Genomic DNA, 13,063 nt, shown 5'->3' with positions numbered 1-13,063 from the left:
GAGGTATTAAGTAAATTTAATTTTTTATAGATTAATTCATTTTTTATATTTTCGCTGAAAAAGATAGAATCGTATCAATTTATGATTTACCGCTGGATACTGATTTGAATACACTGGATCACTATCCATCTGTATGGATTGGGAAATAGGAGTTTGGATAACTTAATAGGTAATATTTAGGAGGATATTTTATAATGACAATTGATTTAAGAGGAGAGGTTAGATTAGCGGATGAGGCCTTGGCTTTAGATTGGTATAAAGATAACGGCTACACTAATATAGGAGAAGCTGTATGCGCTATAAAATATGGATACATAAAAAATAATTCCCTTACCTATAGTCATGTTCAACACGAAATCAATTACTTGGTGGAACAGTTAAAAATTTATGTTGAAAATTGTGATATTATTCTTCCTGTACCTAGTTTTAATCCATTTCATAAAGATAATCCAGATGGGAATTTAAAGATTATGTACATGATAGCTGAGCGTCTAAGTGAGGTTAGTGGGAAAAAAGTTGATTTTTCTGTACTCGGAAAGCGAACATCAAAACAAGCTAAAGATTCTCAAATCAGTGCAGATGATTATGTATCGGAAAATTTACCTAGTAATATAAAAAGTGTATTATTAATTGATGATTTATTTGGTGAAGGTAATACGGCAAATTACACTGTTTCGGCGTTAAGACGGGAAAATCCAAATATTTTTATTAGATTTATTAGCCTTACAAAAAATAAATATGGAGGCATTCCTAAAAAATATGAATGTAGAATTTCAAAATATAGTAAATTGTCTGTTAACAATGAAAGTGAGTTCATAGATTTATATTTTTATAGAGATGACAAACCTGAACACGTCAAGATTTGGCAAGAGCACTATTTGTTCGGAGAGGTTAAGCAAGCATTTGAACAAAATGATTTTAAAAGAGTTTTCGATTTATCTGTGTATCGAAATTCTAATGGATATTGGACTGTGAGTAAGAATGATGATGAAGAGAGTGATGAAGAATAACTCGAGGTGTTTCATATGAGAAAAATATTCATAAGTGGGAGTATTTCAAGCAAAGAAATTCCCCAAGAAGTTATTAAGTCAGTTGATGATAGTCGTAAAAGAAATTATACAATCTTGATAGGTGATGCTAAAGGGATTGATAAAAATATACAGGATATGCTTAAGGCAGATAATTATAAAAATGTAGAGGTTTATCATGTAGGTCCTAGTCCTAGAAACCTTTCAGATCGAGAATGGATTGATAGGCGTATTCCTGTAGACACTGAAAATGAAAAATTTTTTAAAAACGGGAAATATACTAGAGAAGCTCAAATGATAAAGGATAAAGCTATGTCTAATGATGCTGATTTTGGTTTAGTAATTTGGAAAGACACTAGTAAAAATCGGTTTGGGAATATTTCGGTAAGTAAAGGTTCATTAAATAATATTTATAATTTACTTGTCCAAAATAAATATGTTGGACTCTTCTATATTCCTAAGCCAGAAAAAGGAATAATGAAGTTTAAGAATATAGCAGAATTTGAAGAACAGGTTATTGAAAAGCTTGTTCAGAAAGAAACAAAGGATTATTACTATAAAATGAAAAAAAATGCTAATAAATCAAATAATAAATATTCTGAACATGGTAATAATGAGCAGCTTTCCTTATTCGGCTAAAGTTACTTTTTAGAAGAAATAAATTATAAGAAAAGAAAGGAAATGGGCACCTAGTTTGCAGAACTGAACTCGGGCGGAAAGCTCGGAATTTAGATAGACCTCCTAGGACGCAAGCGTTCGTTGTTGGTCTCCTAAAATTCAGTCGCTGTCTAGTCGCCCTTGGTATCTTAATCATGATCAACCGTTACTCTCGCCCTGAGATGGCGAATATTTGGAGTGAAGAAAATAAATACCGTGCTTGGCTTGAGGTGGAAATCTTGGCTGACGAGGCATGGGCTGAGTTGGGGGAAATCCCTAAGGAAGATGTGGCTTTGATTCGCGAAAAGGCGGACTTTGACATCGATCGTATTTTAGAGATTGAGCAGGAGACGCGCCACGATGTGGTTGCCTTCACACGTGCGGTTTCTGAGACTCTTGGTGAGGAGCGCAAGTGGGTCCACTATGGTTTGACTTCTACCGACGTGGTGGATACTGCCTACGGTTACCTCTACAAGCAGGCCAACGACATCATCCGTCGTGACCTTGAAAACTTCACCAACATCATCGCTGACAAGGCTAAGGAGCACAAGTTCACCATCATGATGGGGCGTACTCACGGTGTGCATGCGGAACCTACAACCTTTGGTCTGAAATTGGCAACTTGGTACAGCGAAATGAAACGCAACATCGAGCGTTTCGAGCATGCGGCTGCTGGTGTGGAAGCTGGTAAAATCTCTGGTGCGGTTGGGAACTTTGCCAACATTCCACCATTTGTAGAGCAATATGTCTGCGACAAATTGGGTATCCGTGCCCAAGAAATCTCGACACAGGTCCTTCCTCGTGACCTTCATGCTGAGTACTTTGCAGTTCTTGCTAGCATTGCAACTTCCATCGAGCGTATGGCAACGGAGATCCGTGGTCTGCAAAAATCTGAGCAACGTGAAGTGGAAGAGTTCTTTGCCAAGGGGCAAAAAGGTTCTTCAGCAATGCCTCACAAACGCAATCCTATCGGTTCTGAAAACATGACCGGTCTGGCGCGTGTTATCCGTGGTCACATGGTGACGGCCTATGAAAACGTCGCTCTCTGGCATGAACGTGATATCTCTCATTCATCAGCTGAGCGTATTATCACCCCAGATACGACCATTTTGATTGACTACATGCTCAACCGTTTTGGAAACATCGTCAAGAACTTGACAGTCTTCCCAGAAAACATGATTCGCAACATGAACTCAACTTTTGGTCTTATCTTTAGCCAACGTGCCATGTTGACCTTGATTGAAAAAGGCATGACACGTGAGCAAGCCTATGACTTGGTGCAACCGAAAACGGCTTACTCTTGGGACAACCAAGTAGACTTTAAACCACTTCTGGAAGCAGATCCAGAAGTAACCTCACGCCTCACTCAAGAGGAGATTGATGAAATCTTCAACCCAGCATACTACACCAAACGAGTGGATGTTATCTTTGAACGTATCGGACTTGGTGATTAATCCTAACAATAAAAAGCGAGATTCAATCTCGCTTTTTTGTATGCTTATCGAAGGGTGTTAATCTTCTTTTTTCTTAGTGAGTCCATAGGCTGCTAGTGTCGCCATGAGGCCTGCTGCGACCAAGCCTGCAGAATCTTGACTTCCTGTTGCAGGGAGTTGTTTTTCATCTGCTTTGGTAGTAGTTGGTGCAGTTTGCTCAGCTTTCTCAACGGCAGTGCCGACTTCAACAACTTGAGTGACCGCTTCCTGTGTTACCACGCTATTGACAAGTGTTCTTTCTTCTTTTCCATCAGCACTAGTGCTCACAGAGTAGAAGGCACTACGGTGGCCGTTAGCCCCTTTAGTAACAACTTGCGTTTGTCCTTTTGGTAATTGAGGATTTTCACGTGTCACAGTAGTGAATGGAATTTCTTCCTCTTGGATATCCAGTCTTGGTTTTGTTTCTGCGGCTGGAGCAAGACCGTGTTCGTCTCCTACATGGGTTACAAGGGTTCCGACTTCAATAACTTGGGTCACTGCTTCTTGAGTCACAAGGCTATCTACAAGAGTTTTCACTTCCTTACCGTCAGCACTAGTGCTCACAGAGTAGTAATGACTGCGACGACCGTTAGCGCCTTTAGTAACGGCTTGAGTCTTCCCTTTGAACAAGAGTGGATTTTCACGTGTCACAGTAGTGAACGGAATATCTTCTTCTTGGATATCCAGTCTTGGTTTCGCTTCGGCAGCTGGAGCAAGGCCACTTTCATCCCCTTTGTGGGTAATAGGGGCCCCGATTTCAACCACTTGGGTCACAGGTTCTTTGGTTACTTGGCTATCTAGAACGGTTTCTGTTTGTTTACCATTTTCAGTAAGGACAGAGATGTAATGAGTGCGTTCGCCATCTACACCTGGTGTGACAATCTTTTCTTGCTTAGCTGGGAGGTTTGGATTTTCCTTCTTGATAACTTCAAATGGAATCTTTTCTGCTCTTGTGATGAGTTCCGGTTTGGTTTCGACATTGGCAGCTAGTTCATTTTCATCGAGGCTTCCTGAGTGAGTTGCCGCTGGTTTGAGGCCTAGGCGGGCTGCTTTGAGTTTAGCTACGAGAGCGTCTAACTCGGCTTGTTTGTTACGGTTGAGGTTGTAGTTGAGAGCTTCTTTCGCTGCATTTAGGGCCTCCAAGCTTTCCTTGCTGTATCCATCCAAGTTTGCAGGGATTTGAGCAAGTTCCTCACGGAGGGCATTGTAGTTAGCGCGGAAGTAGTCTTTATTATTGTCTGCAAAGGCAGTCATTAGTTCAAAGATTTCTTCTTCCTTGTACTCAGCACTTGGTCTGTCTGCCCAGATAGCAAGCATGCTTCCGACGGTTGGAAGGTCTACCTCAGGATATTTGGTAGATGCAAGCTGGTTAAATGGTGTTTTTTTAGTATTTTCAATTGCTTTTTTGAGGAAACCACCACCATCTTCAGGTTTTTGGCCGAGAATGTAGTACCAGTCTCCGTTGGTGTTAAGGAATTTGTAGCCTTTGCTTGCCAGGTACTGAGGAGATGCAAGGTTGTAACCCCACCATCCCTTAGACCAGTAAGAGATGATGACATCCTTGTCAAACTCAACATCATCCTTGTCCTCGTAGTAGAAACCATCGTTGAAGGCCATTGGTTGAAGGCCTCTTTCTTTGGCCATGGCAGCAAGGGTGTTAGAGTACTCAGCAAACTTGCCATAGAGTCCATACCATTTGAGGTAGTACCAGCCTTGAGCGTTGGTGGCATCATTGGCATATTCGTCTGTACCGTAGTTGAAGATCTTAGTCTTGCCTGCAAAGAAGTCCATGTACTTGCCGATGAGGGCTTTGACAAAGTTCATCGCCTCTTCGTTTTCGAGGTCCATGGTTGTTTTGGAGACCTTGTCAAAGTTGGCTTGAGGATTCTTGATTCCAAGTTTTTCCATAGCGACGAGCATAGCATCCATGTGGCCAGGGCTGTTGATTGCTGGGATGAGTCCGAGGCCTTTTGATTTTGCGTACTCGATTAATTCAGTGATTTCAGCCTGGCTAAGAGTGGTTCCGTTTGGATCATCGTAGTAAGCTTTTGTCCCTTCAATGATGGCATTTTTGACATCGTCACTTGCATAAGTTTTTCCGTTAGCAGTGATAGTCATGTCATCAAGTAGGAAGCGAAGTCCATCATTTCCTAGGAGGAGATGCACATCAGAATACCCGAGTTCGCTAGCTTTATCAATGATACGTTTGAGTTGCTCAGCTGAGAAGTACTTACGTCCAGCGTCGATTGAGATCACCTTGTTCTTGGCAAGTTTTTCAACTTCGCGTTTCGCGTCTTCTTCTTTTTGAGCTTCTGGTGTGAAGGTCAAGTTGCTGACAGCTTCTTGGAGTTTCGCGATTGCTTGGTCAATGGTGTCTTGTTGGGCGCGGCTGAGGTTGCTATCGAGTGAGCGAATGGCTTTTTCAGCTTCTTTTACAGCTGCGACACTTTCCGCAGTATAGCGGTTAAGGTCTGTCGGGACTTCTTTCAGAGCTTGCTCAGCAGACTCATAGTCAGCTGCGAAGTATTCAGCATTGGCATTTGCGAAGCTACGCATGAGTTTGAAGAGGCGTGATGGTGAATAGCGTGCAGATGGGGTATCCGCCCAAGCAGCTACCATACCCCCGATGAACGGGATAGTAGCCCCATCAGATTTTGGTACAGAAGTGATTGGAGTGTTCTTGATACCATTGAGTCCTTGGTCCAGGTTGTACCAGCCTTGGCCATCGGCATTTCGTCCGAGGACGTAGTACCAAGCATCGTTGGTGTTAAGGATTTGGTGGCCTTTTTCAACTAGAAGTTTAGAAGAAGCGACGTCGTATCCGCCCCATCCACCAGTCCACATAGAAACGATGATGTCTTTGTCAAAGGTTCCAAAACTAGTGTCGCTATTGTAGTAGATACCGTCGTTAAAAGCCATTGGTTTGAGGCCGTGAGATTTGACGATGCGAGCAAGGTCATTAGCGTAGGCGATAAATTTATCATAACCCTTGTCTGGGAATCCATCTTCTGGATACCATTTATAGGCTTGAAGAACGCTCCAGCCTTTAGCATCTGTAGCATCATTGGCGTACTCGTCTAGCCCGATGTTGAAGATGTCAGATTTGCCAGCGAAGTAAGCAGCATACTTGTTGATCAGAGCTTTGGTAAATGCAACAGCCTCCTTGTTATCAAGGTCAACGGTACGAGCAGATTCCTTACCAAAGTAGTTGAAGTTCGGTTTTTGGATACCTAATTCTTTCATGGCATGCAAAATCGCATCCATGTGACCAGGGCTGTTTACAGTTGGGATGAGACCAATGCCTTTGTTTTTAGCATAATTGATCAAGTCCGTCATCTGACTTTCTGTCAAATGGTTGCCGTTTGGATCCTTGTAGTAGGCATTGGTTCCATTTTCGAGTGCACGTTTGACATCGTCGCTTGCATAGGTTTTGCCATTGGCTGTGATCGTCATGTCGTCCAACATAAAACGCATGCCATCATTTCCAACTAGTAAATGAAGATCCGTGTAGCCGTAGTGTTTGGCTTTGTCGATGATTTCTTTTAGTTGGTCTGGAGAGAAGTACTTGCGTCCAGCGTCGATTGAGATCATTTTTCTTTTAGCCAGTTTTTCATTTACCTGAGCTGCACGTTCCGTGCTAGGAGTGGCTACTGCAGGTGTGACGGCTTCATTTTTCTTTTCGGAAGGAGTACTTTCGGCAGGAGTTTCAGCTGGGGCAGGGCTTTCTTTCTCGGCAGTAGGAGTTGGAGCAGCATTTTCTGTCACAACTGGTGCGCTTGACTCTTCTGTTTTTGGAGCAACTGTTCGAGGAGCCTCCTTGTCTTCTTTGACCTCCTCTTTTACAGGCTCGTCAGCCTTTTCTTCCAGTTTTTCTGGAACCTTGGAGTCTACAGCTTCCTTGACTGCTTGAGGACTCTCTTGAATAGTTTGAACAGTTTCTTCAGCTGTTGGAGCTGGAGTAATCCCGTCGGCAGATACGACTTGGGCGCTAAAAGCAAATCCTATCAGTACAGAAGCTGCCCCAACCGCGTATTTACGAATGGAGAAGCGCTGTTTCTTTTCTAGTTTCATGACAAAACCTCCTTGTTATTATCATATATGATAGCGTTTACATAAAACCAATTTTATTTTATTATCTAAGGAGTAAAATGTCAAGTGGGTTTATATAAGAACTATAATAAATGGAGGAAATCATAAGATTTAGGAGAAATTTGCTAATAAGGGATAAAACAGAGGAAAAACCAAACGAAATTTTACCTTGTTTTTAGTAAAAATGCTACTAATTAAATAAGAGCCCTTCATAGCGTTTTCACAACTTCTTTCTCGTGCTATAATGAATATAGAAAAAGCCTGAGCTAGGCTCAGGCTTTTTCTTAATGACCTCGATTGCATGAGATGAATTTGATTTTGTAGTAGTCCGCTCGCTTATAAGTTTCACTATAGGCAAGGACTTGGCCAGTGGCCTCAAGTTTTGTAGTCTTCGTTTGGAAGACAGTTGGGAATTGTGTATCGATTCCGAGTACAGAAGCAGCATGCTCTGGTGTTGGGAATGCGATTTCGTTGATTTCCTCAAAGTGTTCATCACTCATGTGAATGCGGTAATCCAATTTGAAACGTGTATAGATAGAGCTATAATAGTCAAGATTTGGATAGTTGGCATTGATGTATTGCTCAGGAATATAAGATGTGTGGTAGATGTATGTCACATCATTTGTCTGACGAATACGTTCAATCTTATAGTAGAATTGATCTCCACGTAGTCCAAGTTTATCTAAATATTCAAGTTTGTTTCCGCGCTCGATAGAAAGGACAGTAACTTTATCGTCTTTTGTTTCAAAGATTTCGACATCTGAAAACTCAACGAGTTTGTGCTTGCGGGCACGTGAAACGAAAGTACCTTTACCTTGTTGGCGGACAATGTAGCCGTCTTTAGCAAGGTCGTTCAAGGCACGAACAACTGTGATTGAACTCACATCGTACATCGCGATCAATTCGGCTTCTGTATAAAATTTATCTCCACTTGCAAATTGACCAGAGATGATTTTGTTTTTTAATTCATCTTTAATATATTGGTATTTAGGAATAGCCATAAATTTCACCTCGATTCTCTTTCTCCAATTTTGATTTTACCACAAATATAAAGAAAAGAGTAGTATTAAGGTCAAAAAATTAAAATAATAGACTAAAAATGTTATTTTACATGTAAAAAAATTCATTTGATGTTCTTGTGAATTATCATACATAAAAAGATCGTTTTCATGCTATTTTTAGATAATTTCGGTAAACGGTAAGTAAAAAAATAGAAAAATTTTAAATAATTTTCTAAAACCTATTGACAAATGCAAAAGATTTGATTATAGTTAATATTATAATAAATGAAAGCGCAAACTTAATTCGTCAGAGGTAATAACATGACCAGATTTAAAATTGAGGACGATTTCTATTTAGACGGAAAACCGTTCAAGATTTTGTCCGGCGCCATTCATTATTTTAGGATTCCAGCAGAGGATTGGTATCATTCTCTCTATAACTTAAAGGCGCTTGGCTTTAATACAGTCGAGACCTATGTGGCTTGGAATTTACACGAACCTGTTGAAGGGGAGTTTGATTTTGAAGGTGCCAGAAATTTGGAGAGATTTCTTCAAATTGCACAAGATCTAGGTCTCTATGCCATTGTACGCCCGTCTCCATTTATCTGTGCGGAATGGGAATTTGGTGGCTTGCCGGCTTGGCTCTTGACAAAGGACATGCGAATTCGCTCGTCCGACCCGGCCTACATCGAGGCTGTTGCTCGCTATTATGACCAATTATTGCCAAGGCTTGTGCCTCGCTTGTTGGATAATGGTGGAAACATTCTTATGATGCAAGTCGAAAATGAATATGGCTCTTATGGAGAAGATAAGTCTTATCTACGAGCAATTCGGAAATTGATGGAAGACCGAGGGATTGATTGCCCACTCTTTACTTCAGATGGCCCATGGAGGGCTACTCTGAAAGCCGGAACCTTGATCGAAGACGATCTCTTTGTGACAGGAAACTTCGGTTCTAAAGCTCCGTACAACTTTTCACAGATGCAGGAATTCTTTGATGAGCATGGCAAGAAATGGCCCCTCATGTGTATGGAATTCTGGGATGGTTGGTTCAACCGTTGGAAAGAACCCATCATCACTCGTGATCCTAAAGAATTGGCAGAAGCTGTTCGAGAGGTATTGGAGCAAGGCTCTATCAACCTTTACATGTTCCATGGAGGGACAAACTTTGGTTTCATGAATGGTTGCTCGGCTCGAGGAACTCTGGATTTGCCACAAGTCACATCTTACGACTATGATGCCCTTCTCGATGAAGAAGGAAATCCAACTGCTAAATACTTAGCAGTCAAGAAGATGATGGTAACCCACTTCCCAGAGTATCCACAGTTGGAACCACTCTATAAGGAAAGCATGGAGATAGGGTCCATTCCATTGGTCGAAAAAGTTTCCTTGTTTGAAACTCTGGATAGTCTCTCTAGTCCTACTGAAAGCCTCTATCCAAAAGCGATGGAAGAACTTGGTCAAAGTTATGGCTACCTTCTCTACCGCACGGAGGCAAGTTGGGATGCAGAAGAGGAACGTCTCCGTATCATCGATGGACGTGACCGAGCTCAACTCTTTGTAGATGGTCAATGGATTGCTACTCAATACCAGACAGAGATTGGTGAAGACATCTACTGTCAGGGCAACCGAGAAGGCTTTTCAGAGATTGACATCTTGATTGAAAATATGGGGCGTGTCAACTACGGTCATAAGTTCTTGGCAGATACGCAGCGTAAAGGAATTCGAACAGGTGTCTGCAAGGATCTACATTTCTTATTGAATTGGGAACAATATCCACTGCCACTGGATAATCCTGAGAAGATTGATTTTTCAAAAGGATGGATAGAAGGACAACCAGCCTTTTACGCTTTCGACTTTACTGTTGAAGAGCCGAAGGATACCTACTTAGACTTGTCTGAGTTTGGTAAGGGAGTTGCCTTTGTCAACGGGCGTCACTTAGGGCGTTTCTGGAACGTCGGCCCGACCCTCTCACTTTATATCCCTCATAGTTATCTCAAGGAAGGTGCTAACCGCATCATTATCTTTGAAACTGAGGGCGAATATAAAGAAGAGATTCATTTAACTCGTAAACCTACACTAAAACACATAAAGGGGGAAAACTTATGACAATTGTAGGATGCCGTATCGATGGACGTTTGATCCACGGTCAAGTAGCCAATCTTTGGGCTGGAAAACTAAATGTTTCACGCATTATGGTTGTAGACGACGAAGTTGTTAACAACGATATTGAAAAGAGTGGTTTGAAACTTGCGACACCACCAGGTGTGAAACTCAGTATCTTGCCAGTTGAGAAAGCAGCAGCAAACATCCTTGCTGGTAAATACGATAGCCAACGTCTCTTTATCGTTGCACGTAAACCAGACCGTTTCCTTGGTTTGGTCGAAGCAGGTGTACCGCTTGAAACACTCAACGTCGGCAATATGTCTCAAACACCAGAAACTCGCTCTATCACACGTTCTATCAACGTGGTAGACAAGGATGTGGAAGATTTCCACAAACTAGCAGAAAAAGGTGTGAAACTCACTGCTCAAATGGTTCCAAATGATCCAGTTTCAGACTTTTTGAGTTTATTAAAATAGGAAAAAATTTTTAGGAGGTCATTGTTATGATACAATGGTGGCAAATTTTACTTCTCACTTTGTACTCAGCTTATCAAATCTGTGATGAGTTGACAATCGTTTCATCTGCAGGTTCCCCTGTATTCGCTGGTTTCATTACTGGTTTGATCATGGGAGATGTGACAACTGGTTTGTTTATCGGTGGTAGCTTGCAGTTGTTCGTTCTCGGGGTTGGTACCTTCGGTGGTGCTTCTCGTATCGACGCAACTTCTGGTGCGGTTCTTGCAACAGCATTCTCTATCTCTCAAGGTATTGATACAGACCTTGCGATTACAACAATCGCTGTACCAGTAGCAGCACTTTTGACATACTTCGACGTTCTCGGACGTATGACAACTACTTTCTTTGCACACCGTATTGATGCTGCGATCGAACGCTTTGACTACAAAGGTATCGAACGCAACTACCTACTTGGTGCGCTTCCATGGGCTCTTTCTCGTGCCCTTCCAGTATTCTTCGCTCTTGCTTTTGGTGGTGCTTTCGTACAATCAGTAGTAGACCTTGTTAAAGAATACCAATGGGTTGCAGACGGTTTGACACTTGCAGGACGTATGCTTCCAGGTCTCGGATTTGCAATCTTGCTTCGTTACCTTCCAGTTAAACGTAACCTTCACTACCTTGCAATGGGATTCGGTTTGACAGCTATGTTGACTGTTCTTTACTCATATGTAACAGGTCTTGGTGGAGCTGTTGCGGGTATCCTTGGTACTCTTCCTGCTGATGTTGCTGAAAAGATTGGCTTTGCTAACAACTTCAAAGGTTTGTCTATGATCGGTATCTCTATCGTAGGTATCTTCCTTGCAGTTGTTCACTTTAAGAACAGCCAAAAAGTAGCTGTAGCAGCACCTTCTACACCATCAGAAAGTGGGGAAATCGAAGATGACGAATTCTAATTACAAACTTACAAAAGAAGATTTTAATCAAATCAACAAACGTAGCTTGTTTACTTTCCAATTAGGTTGGAACTACGAACGTATGCAAGCTTCTGGTTACCTTTACATGATCTTGCCTCAATTGCGTAAAATGTATGGGGATGGAACTCCTGAATTGAAAGAAATGATGAAAGTTCATACTCAATTCTTCAATACTTCACCATTCTTCCACACTATTATCGCTGGTTTTGACCTTGCCATGGAAGAAAAAGATGGTGTGGGTTCAAAAGATGCCGTTAACGGTATCAAGACAGGTTTGATGGGACCATTCGCTCCTCTTGGAGATACAATCTTTGGTTCACTTGTACCTGCTATCATGGGATCTATCGCAGCAACTATGGCTATCGCTGGCCAACCATGGGGTATCTTCCTTTGGATCGCAGTTGCAGTTGCTTATGACATCTTCCGTTGGAAACAATTGGAATTTGCCTACAAAGAAGGGGTTAACCTTATCAACAACATGCAAAGTACCTTGACAGCTTTGATTGACGCTGCATCTGTACTTGGTGTCTTCATGATGGGTGCTCTTGTAGCAACAATGATCAACTTTGAGATTTCTTACAAATTGCCAATCGGTGAAAAGATGATTGACTTCCAAGACATCTTGAACTCAATCTTCCCACGCTTGCTTCCAGCAATCTTTACTGCCTTTATCTTCTGGTTGCTTGGTAAGAAAGGTATGAACTCTACTAAAGCGATCGGTATCATTATCGTTCTTGCAGTAGGTCTTTCATTCATCGGTAAATTCTTGCTTGGAATGGGCGCATAATTTATGAGTAAATCATTAATTTTGGTGAGTCATGGTCGTTTCTGTGAAGAACTTAAAGGTAGCACAGAAATGATCATGGGTCCACAGGACAACATTCATGCAGTGGCTCTTCTTCCAGAAGATGGTCCAGAAGAATTTACTGCAAAATTTGAAGCTGCTATCGAAGGATTGGATGATTTCCTAGTCTTTGCAGATCTTCTCGGTGGAACACCTTGTAACGTGGTAAGCCGTTTGATTATGGAAGGTCGCGACATTGAACTCTACGCAGGGATGAATCTTCCAATGGTGATTGAATTTATCAATGCAAGCCTTACAGGTGCAGATGCGGACTACAAGAGCCGTGCTGCAGAAAGCATCGTGAAAGTCAATGACTTGTTAGCGGGCTTCGATGATGACGAAGATGAATAATACTCTTCGAAAATCAAATTCAAACTACGTCAGCGTCGCCTTGCCGTACTCAAGTACAGCCTGCGGCTAGCTTCCTAGTTTGCTCT

The 13,063-nt window shown here is 41.8% G+C and carries 10 protein-coding genes and 1 pseudogene; 9 read left to right on the top strand and 2 right to left on the bottom strand.

Annotated elements, in window-relative coordinates; translation table 11 throughout:
- Window positions 1-62 precede the first annotated feature (62 nt).
- The 4 genes and pseudogenes from ADM50_RS09675 to purB form a co-directional block, all read left to right on the top strand.
- Window positions 63-149, top strand: a pseudogene (locus ADM50_RS09675) (phosphoribosylaminoimidazole carboxylase); the annotation flags it as partial.
- Between the two features lie 45 nt (window positions 150-194).
- Entirely contained in the window at window positions 195-1,010 is an 816-nt protein-coding gene (locus ADM50_RS00840) for a phosphoribosyltransferase (protein WP_049484203.1), read from the top strand.
- Between the two features lie 15 nt (window positions 1,011-1,025).
- Complete coding sequence (locus tag ADM50_RS00835) at window positions 1,026-1,667, top strand: hypothetical protein (RefSeq protein WP_049484202.1); 642 nt, start codon at window positions 1,026-1,028, stop codon at window positions 1,665-1,667.
- 173 nt (window positions 1,668-1,840) lie between these two features.
- Window positions 1,841-3,139, top strand: a complete 1,299-nt coding sequence (gene purB, locus ADM50_RS00830; RefSeq protein ID WP_049484201.1) for an adenylosuccinate lyase — start codon at window positions 1,841-1,843, stop codon at window positions 3,137-3,139.
- A gap of 57 nt (window positions 3,140-3,196) precedes the next feature.
- Here purB and strH read toward each other — a convergent pair whose 3' ends face one another.
- A complete protein-coding gene (gene strH, locus ADM50_RS00825; RefSeq protein WP_049484200.1) occupies window positions 3,197-7,228 on the bottom strand; it encodes an LPXTG-anchored beta-N-acetylhexosaminidase StrH in 4,032 nt (1,343 codons plus the stop codon).
- Between the two features lie 302 nt (window positions 7,229-7,530).
- Window positions 7,531-8,247 carry a GntR family transcriptional regulator gene (locus ADM50_RS00820; protein WP_001007181.1) on the bottom strand — a complete coding sequence of 239 codons (717 nt, stop codon included), beginning with the start codon at window positions 8,245-8,247 and terminating at the stop codon, window positions 7,531-7,533.
- A 321-nt stretch (window positions 8,248-8,568) separates the two neighbouring features.
- Between ADM50_RS00820 and ADM50_RS00815 the strand changes: the two genes are divergently transcribed.
- From ADM50_RS00815 to ADM50_RS00795, 5 genes are read left to right on the top strand one after another with little or no spacing between them, the layout of a single operon-like run.
- On the top strand, window positions 8,569-10,356 hold the full coding sequence (locus ADM50_RS00815) for a glycoside hydrolase family 35 protein (protein WP_049484199.1): 1,788 nt from the start codon (window positions 8,569-8,571) through the stop codon (window positions 10,354-10,356).
- Window positions 10,353-10,829 (top strand): PTS sugar transporter subunit IIB, encoded by a 477-nt coding sequence (locus ADM50_RS00810; RefSeq protein ID WP_000156968.1) that lies wholly within the window; start codon window positions 10,353-10,355, stop codon window positions 10,827-10,829. The genes ADM50_RS00815 and ADM50_RS00810 overlap by 4 nt, the downstream gene beginning before the upstream one ends.
- Window positions 10,830-10,855: 26 nt before the next feature.
- On the top strand, window positions 10,856-11,761 hold the full coding sequence (locus ADM50_RS00805) for a PTS mannose/fructose/sorbose/N-acetylgalactosamine transporter subunit IIC (protein WP_000616991.1): 906 nt from the start codon (window positions 10,856-10,858) through the stop codon (window positions 11,759-11,761).
- A complete protein-coding gene (locus tag ADM50_RS00800) occupies window positions 11,748-12,569 on the top strand; it encodes a PTS system mannose/fructose/sorbose family transporter subunit IID (protein ID WP_000185287.1) in 822 nt (273 codons plus the stop codon). The genes ADM50_RS00805 and ADM50_RS00800 overlap by 14 nt, the downstream gene beginning before the upstream one ends.
- A 3-nt stretch (window positions 12,570-12,572) precedes the next feature.
- Entirely contained in the window at window positions 12,573-12,977 is a 405-nt protein-coding gene (locus ADM50_RS00795; RefSeq protein WP_000045700.1) for a PTS sugar transporter subunit IIA, read from the top strand.
- Window positions 12,978-13,063 lie beyond the last annotated feature (86 nt).

Origin of the sequence: Streptococcus oralis, from assembly GCF_001075675.1 — a bacterium.
In the GTDB taxonomy this organism is placed as follows: domain Bacteria; phylum Bacillota; class Bacilli; order Lactobacillales; family Streptococcaceae; genus Streptococcus; species Streptococcus oralis_V.
The sequence above is the reverse complement of the archived record's forward strand: the minus strand, read 5'-3'. Positions and strand labels throughout refer to the sequence as shown.

Coding starts and splice junctions, on each gene's coding strand:
- ADM50_RS00800 (WP_000185287.1), top strand. CDS start 11,748: ATGACGAATTCTAATTACAAACTTACAAAAGAAGATTTTAATCAAATC.
- ADM50_RS00840 (WP_049484203.1), top strand. CDS start 195: ATGACAATTGATTTAAGAGGAGAGGTTAGATTAGCGGATGAGGCCTTG.
- ADM50_RS00810 (WP_000156968.1), top strand. CDS start 10,353: ATGACAATTGTAGGATGCCGTATCGATGGACGTTTGATCCACGGTCAA.
- ADM50_RS00815 (WP_049484199.1), top strand. CDS start 8,569: ATGACCAGATTTAAAATTGAGGACGATTTCTATTTAGACGGAAAACCG.
- ADM50_RS00820 (WP_001007181.1), bottom strand. CDS start 8,247: ATGGCTATTCCTAAATACCAATATATTAAAGATGAATTAAAAAACAAA.
- ADM50_RS00795 (WP_000045700.1), top strand. CDS start 12,573: ATGAGTAAATCATTAATTTTGGTGAGTCATGGTCGTTTCTGTGAAGAA.
- strH (WP_049484200.1), bottom strand. CDS start 7,228: ATGAAACTAGAAAAGAAACAGCGCTTCTCCATTCGTAAATACGCGGTT.
- ADM50_RS00835 (WP_049484202.1), top strand. CDS start 1,026: ATGAGAAAAATATTCATAAGTGGGAGTATTTCAAGCAAAGAAATTCCC.
- purB (WP_049484201.1), top strand. CDS start 1,841: ATGATCAACCGTTACTCTCGCCCTGAGATGGCGAATATTTGGAGTGAA.
- ADM50_RS00805 (WP_000616991.1), top strand. CDS start 10,856: ATGATACAATGGTGGCAAATTTTACTTCTCACTTTGTACTCAGCTTAT.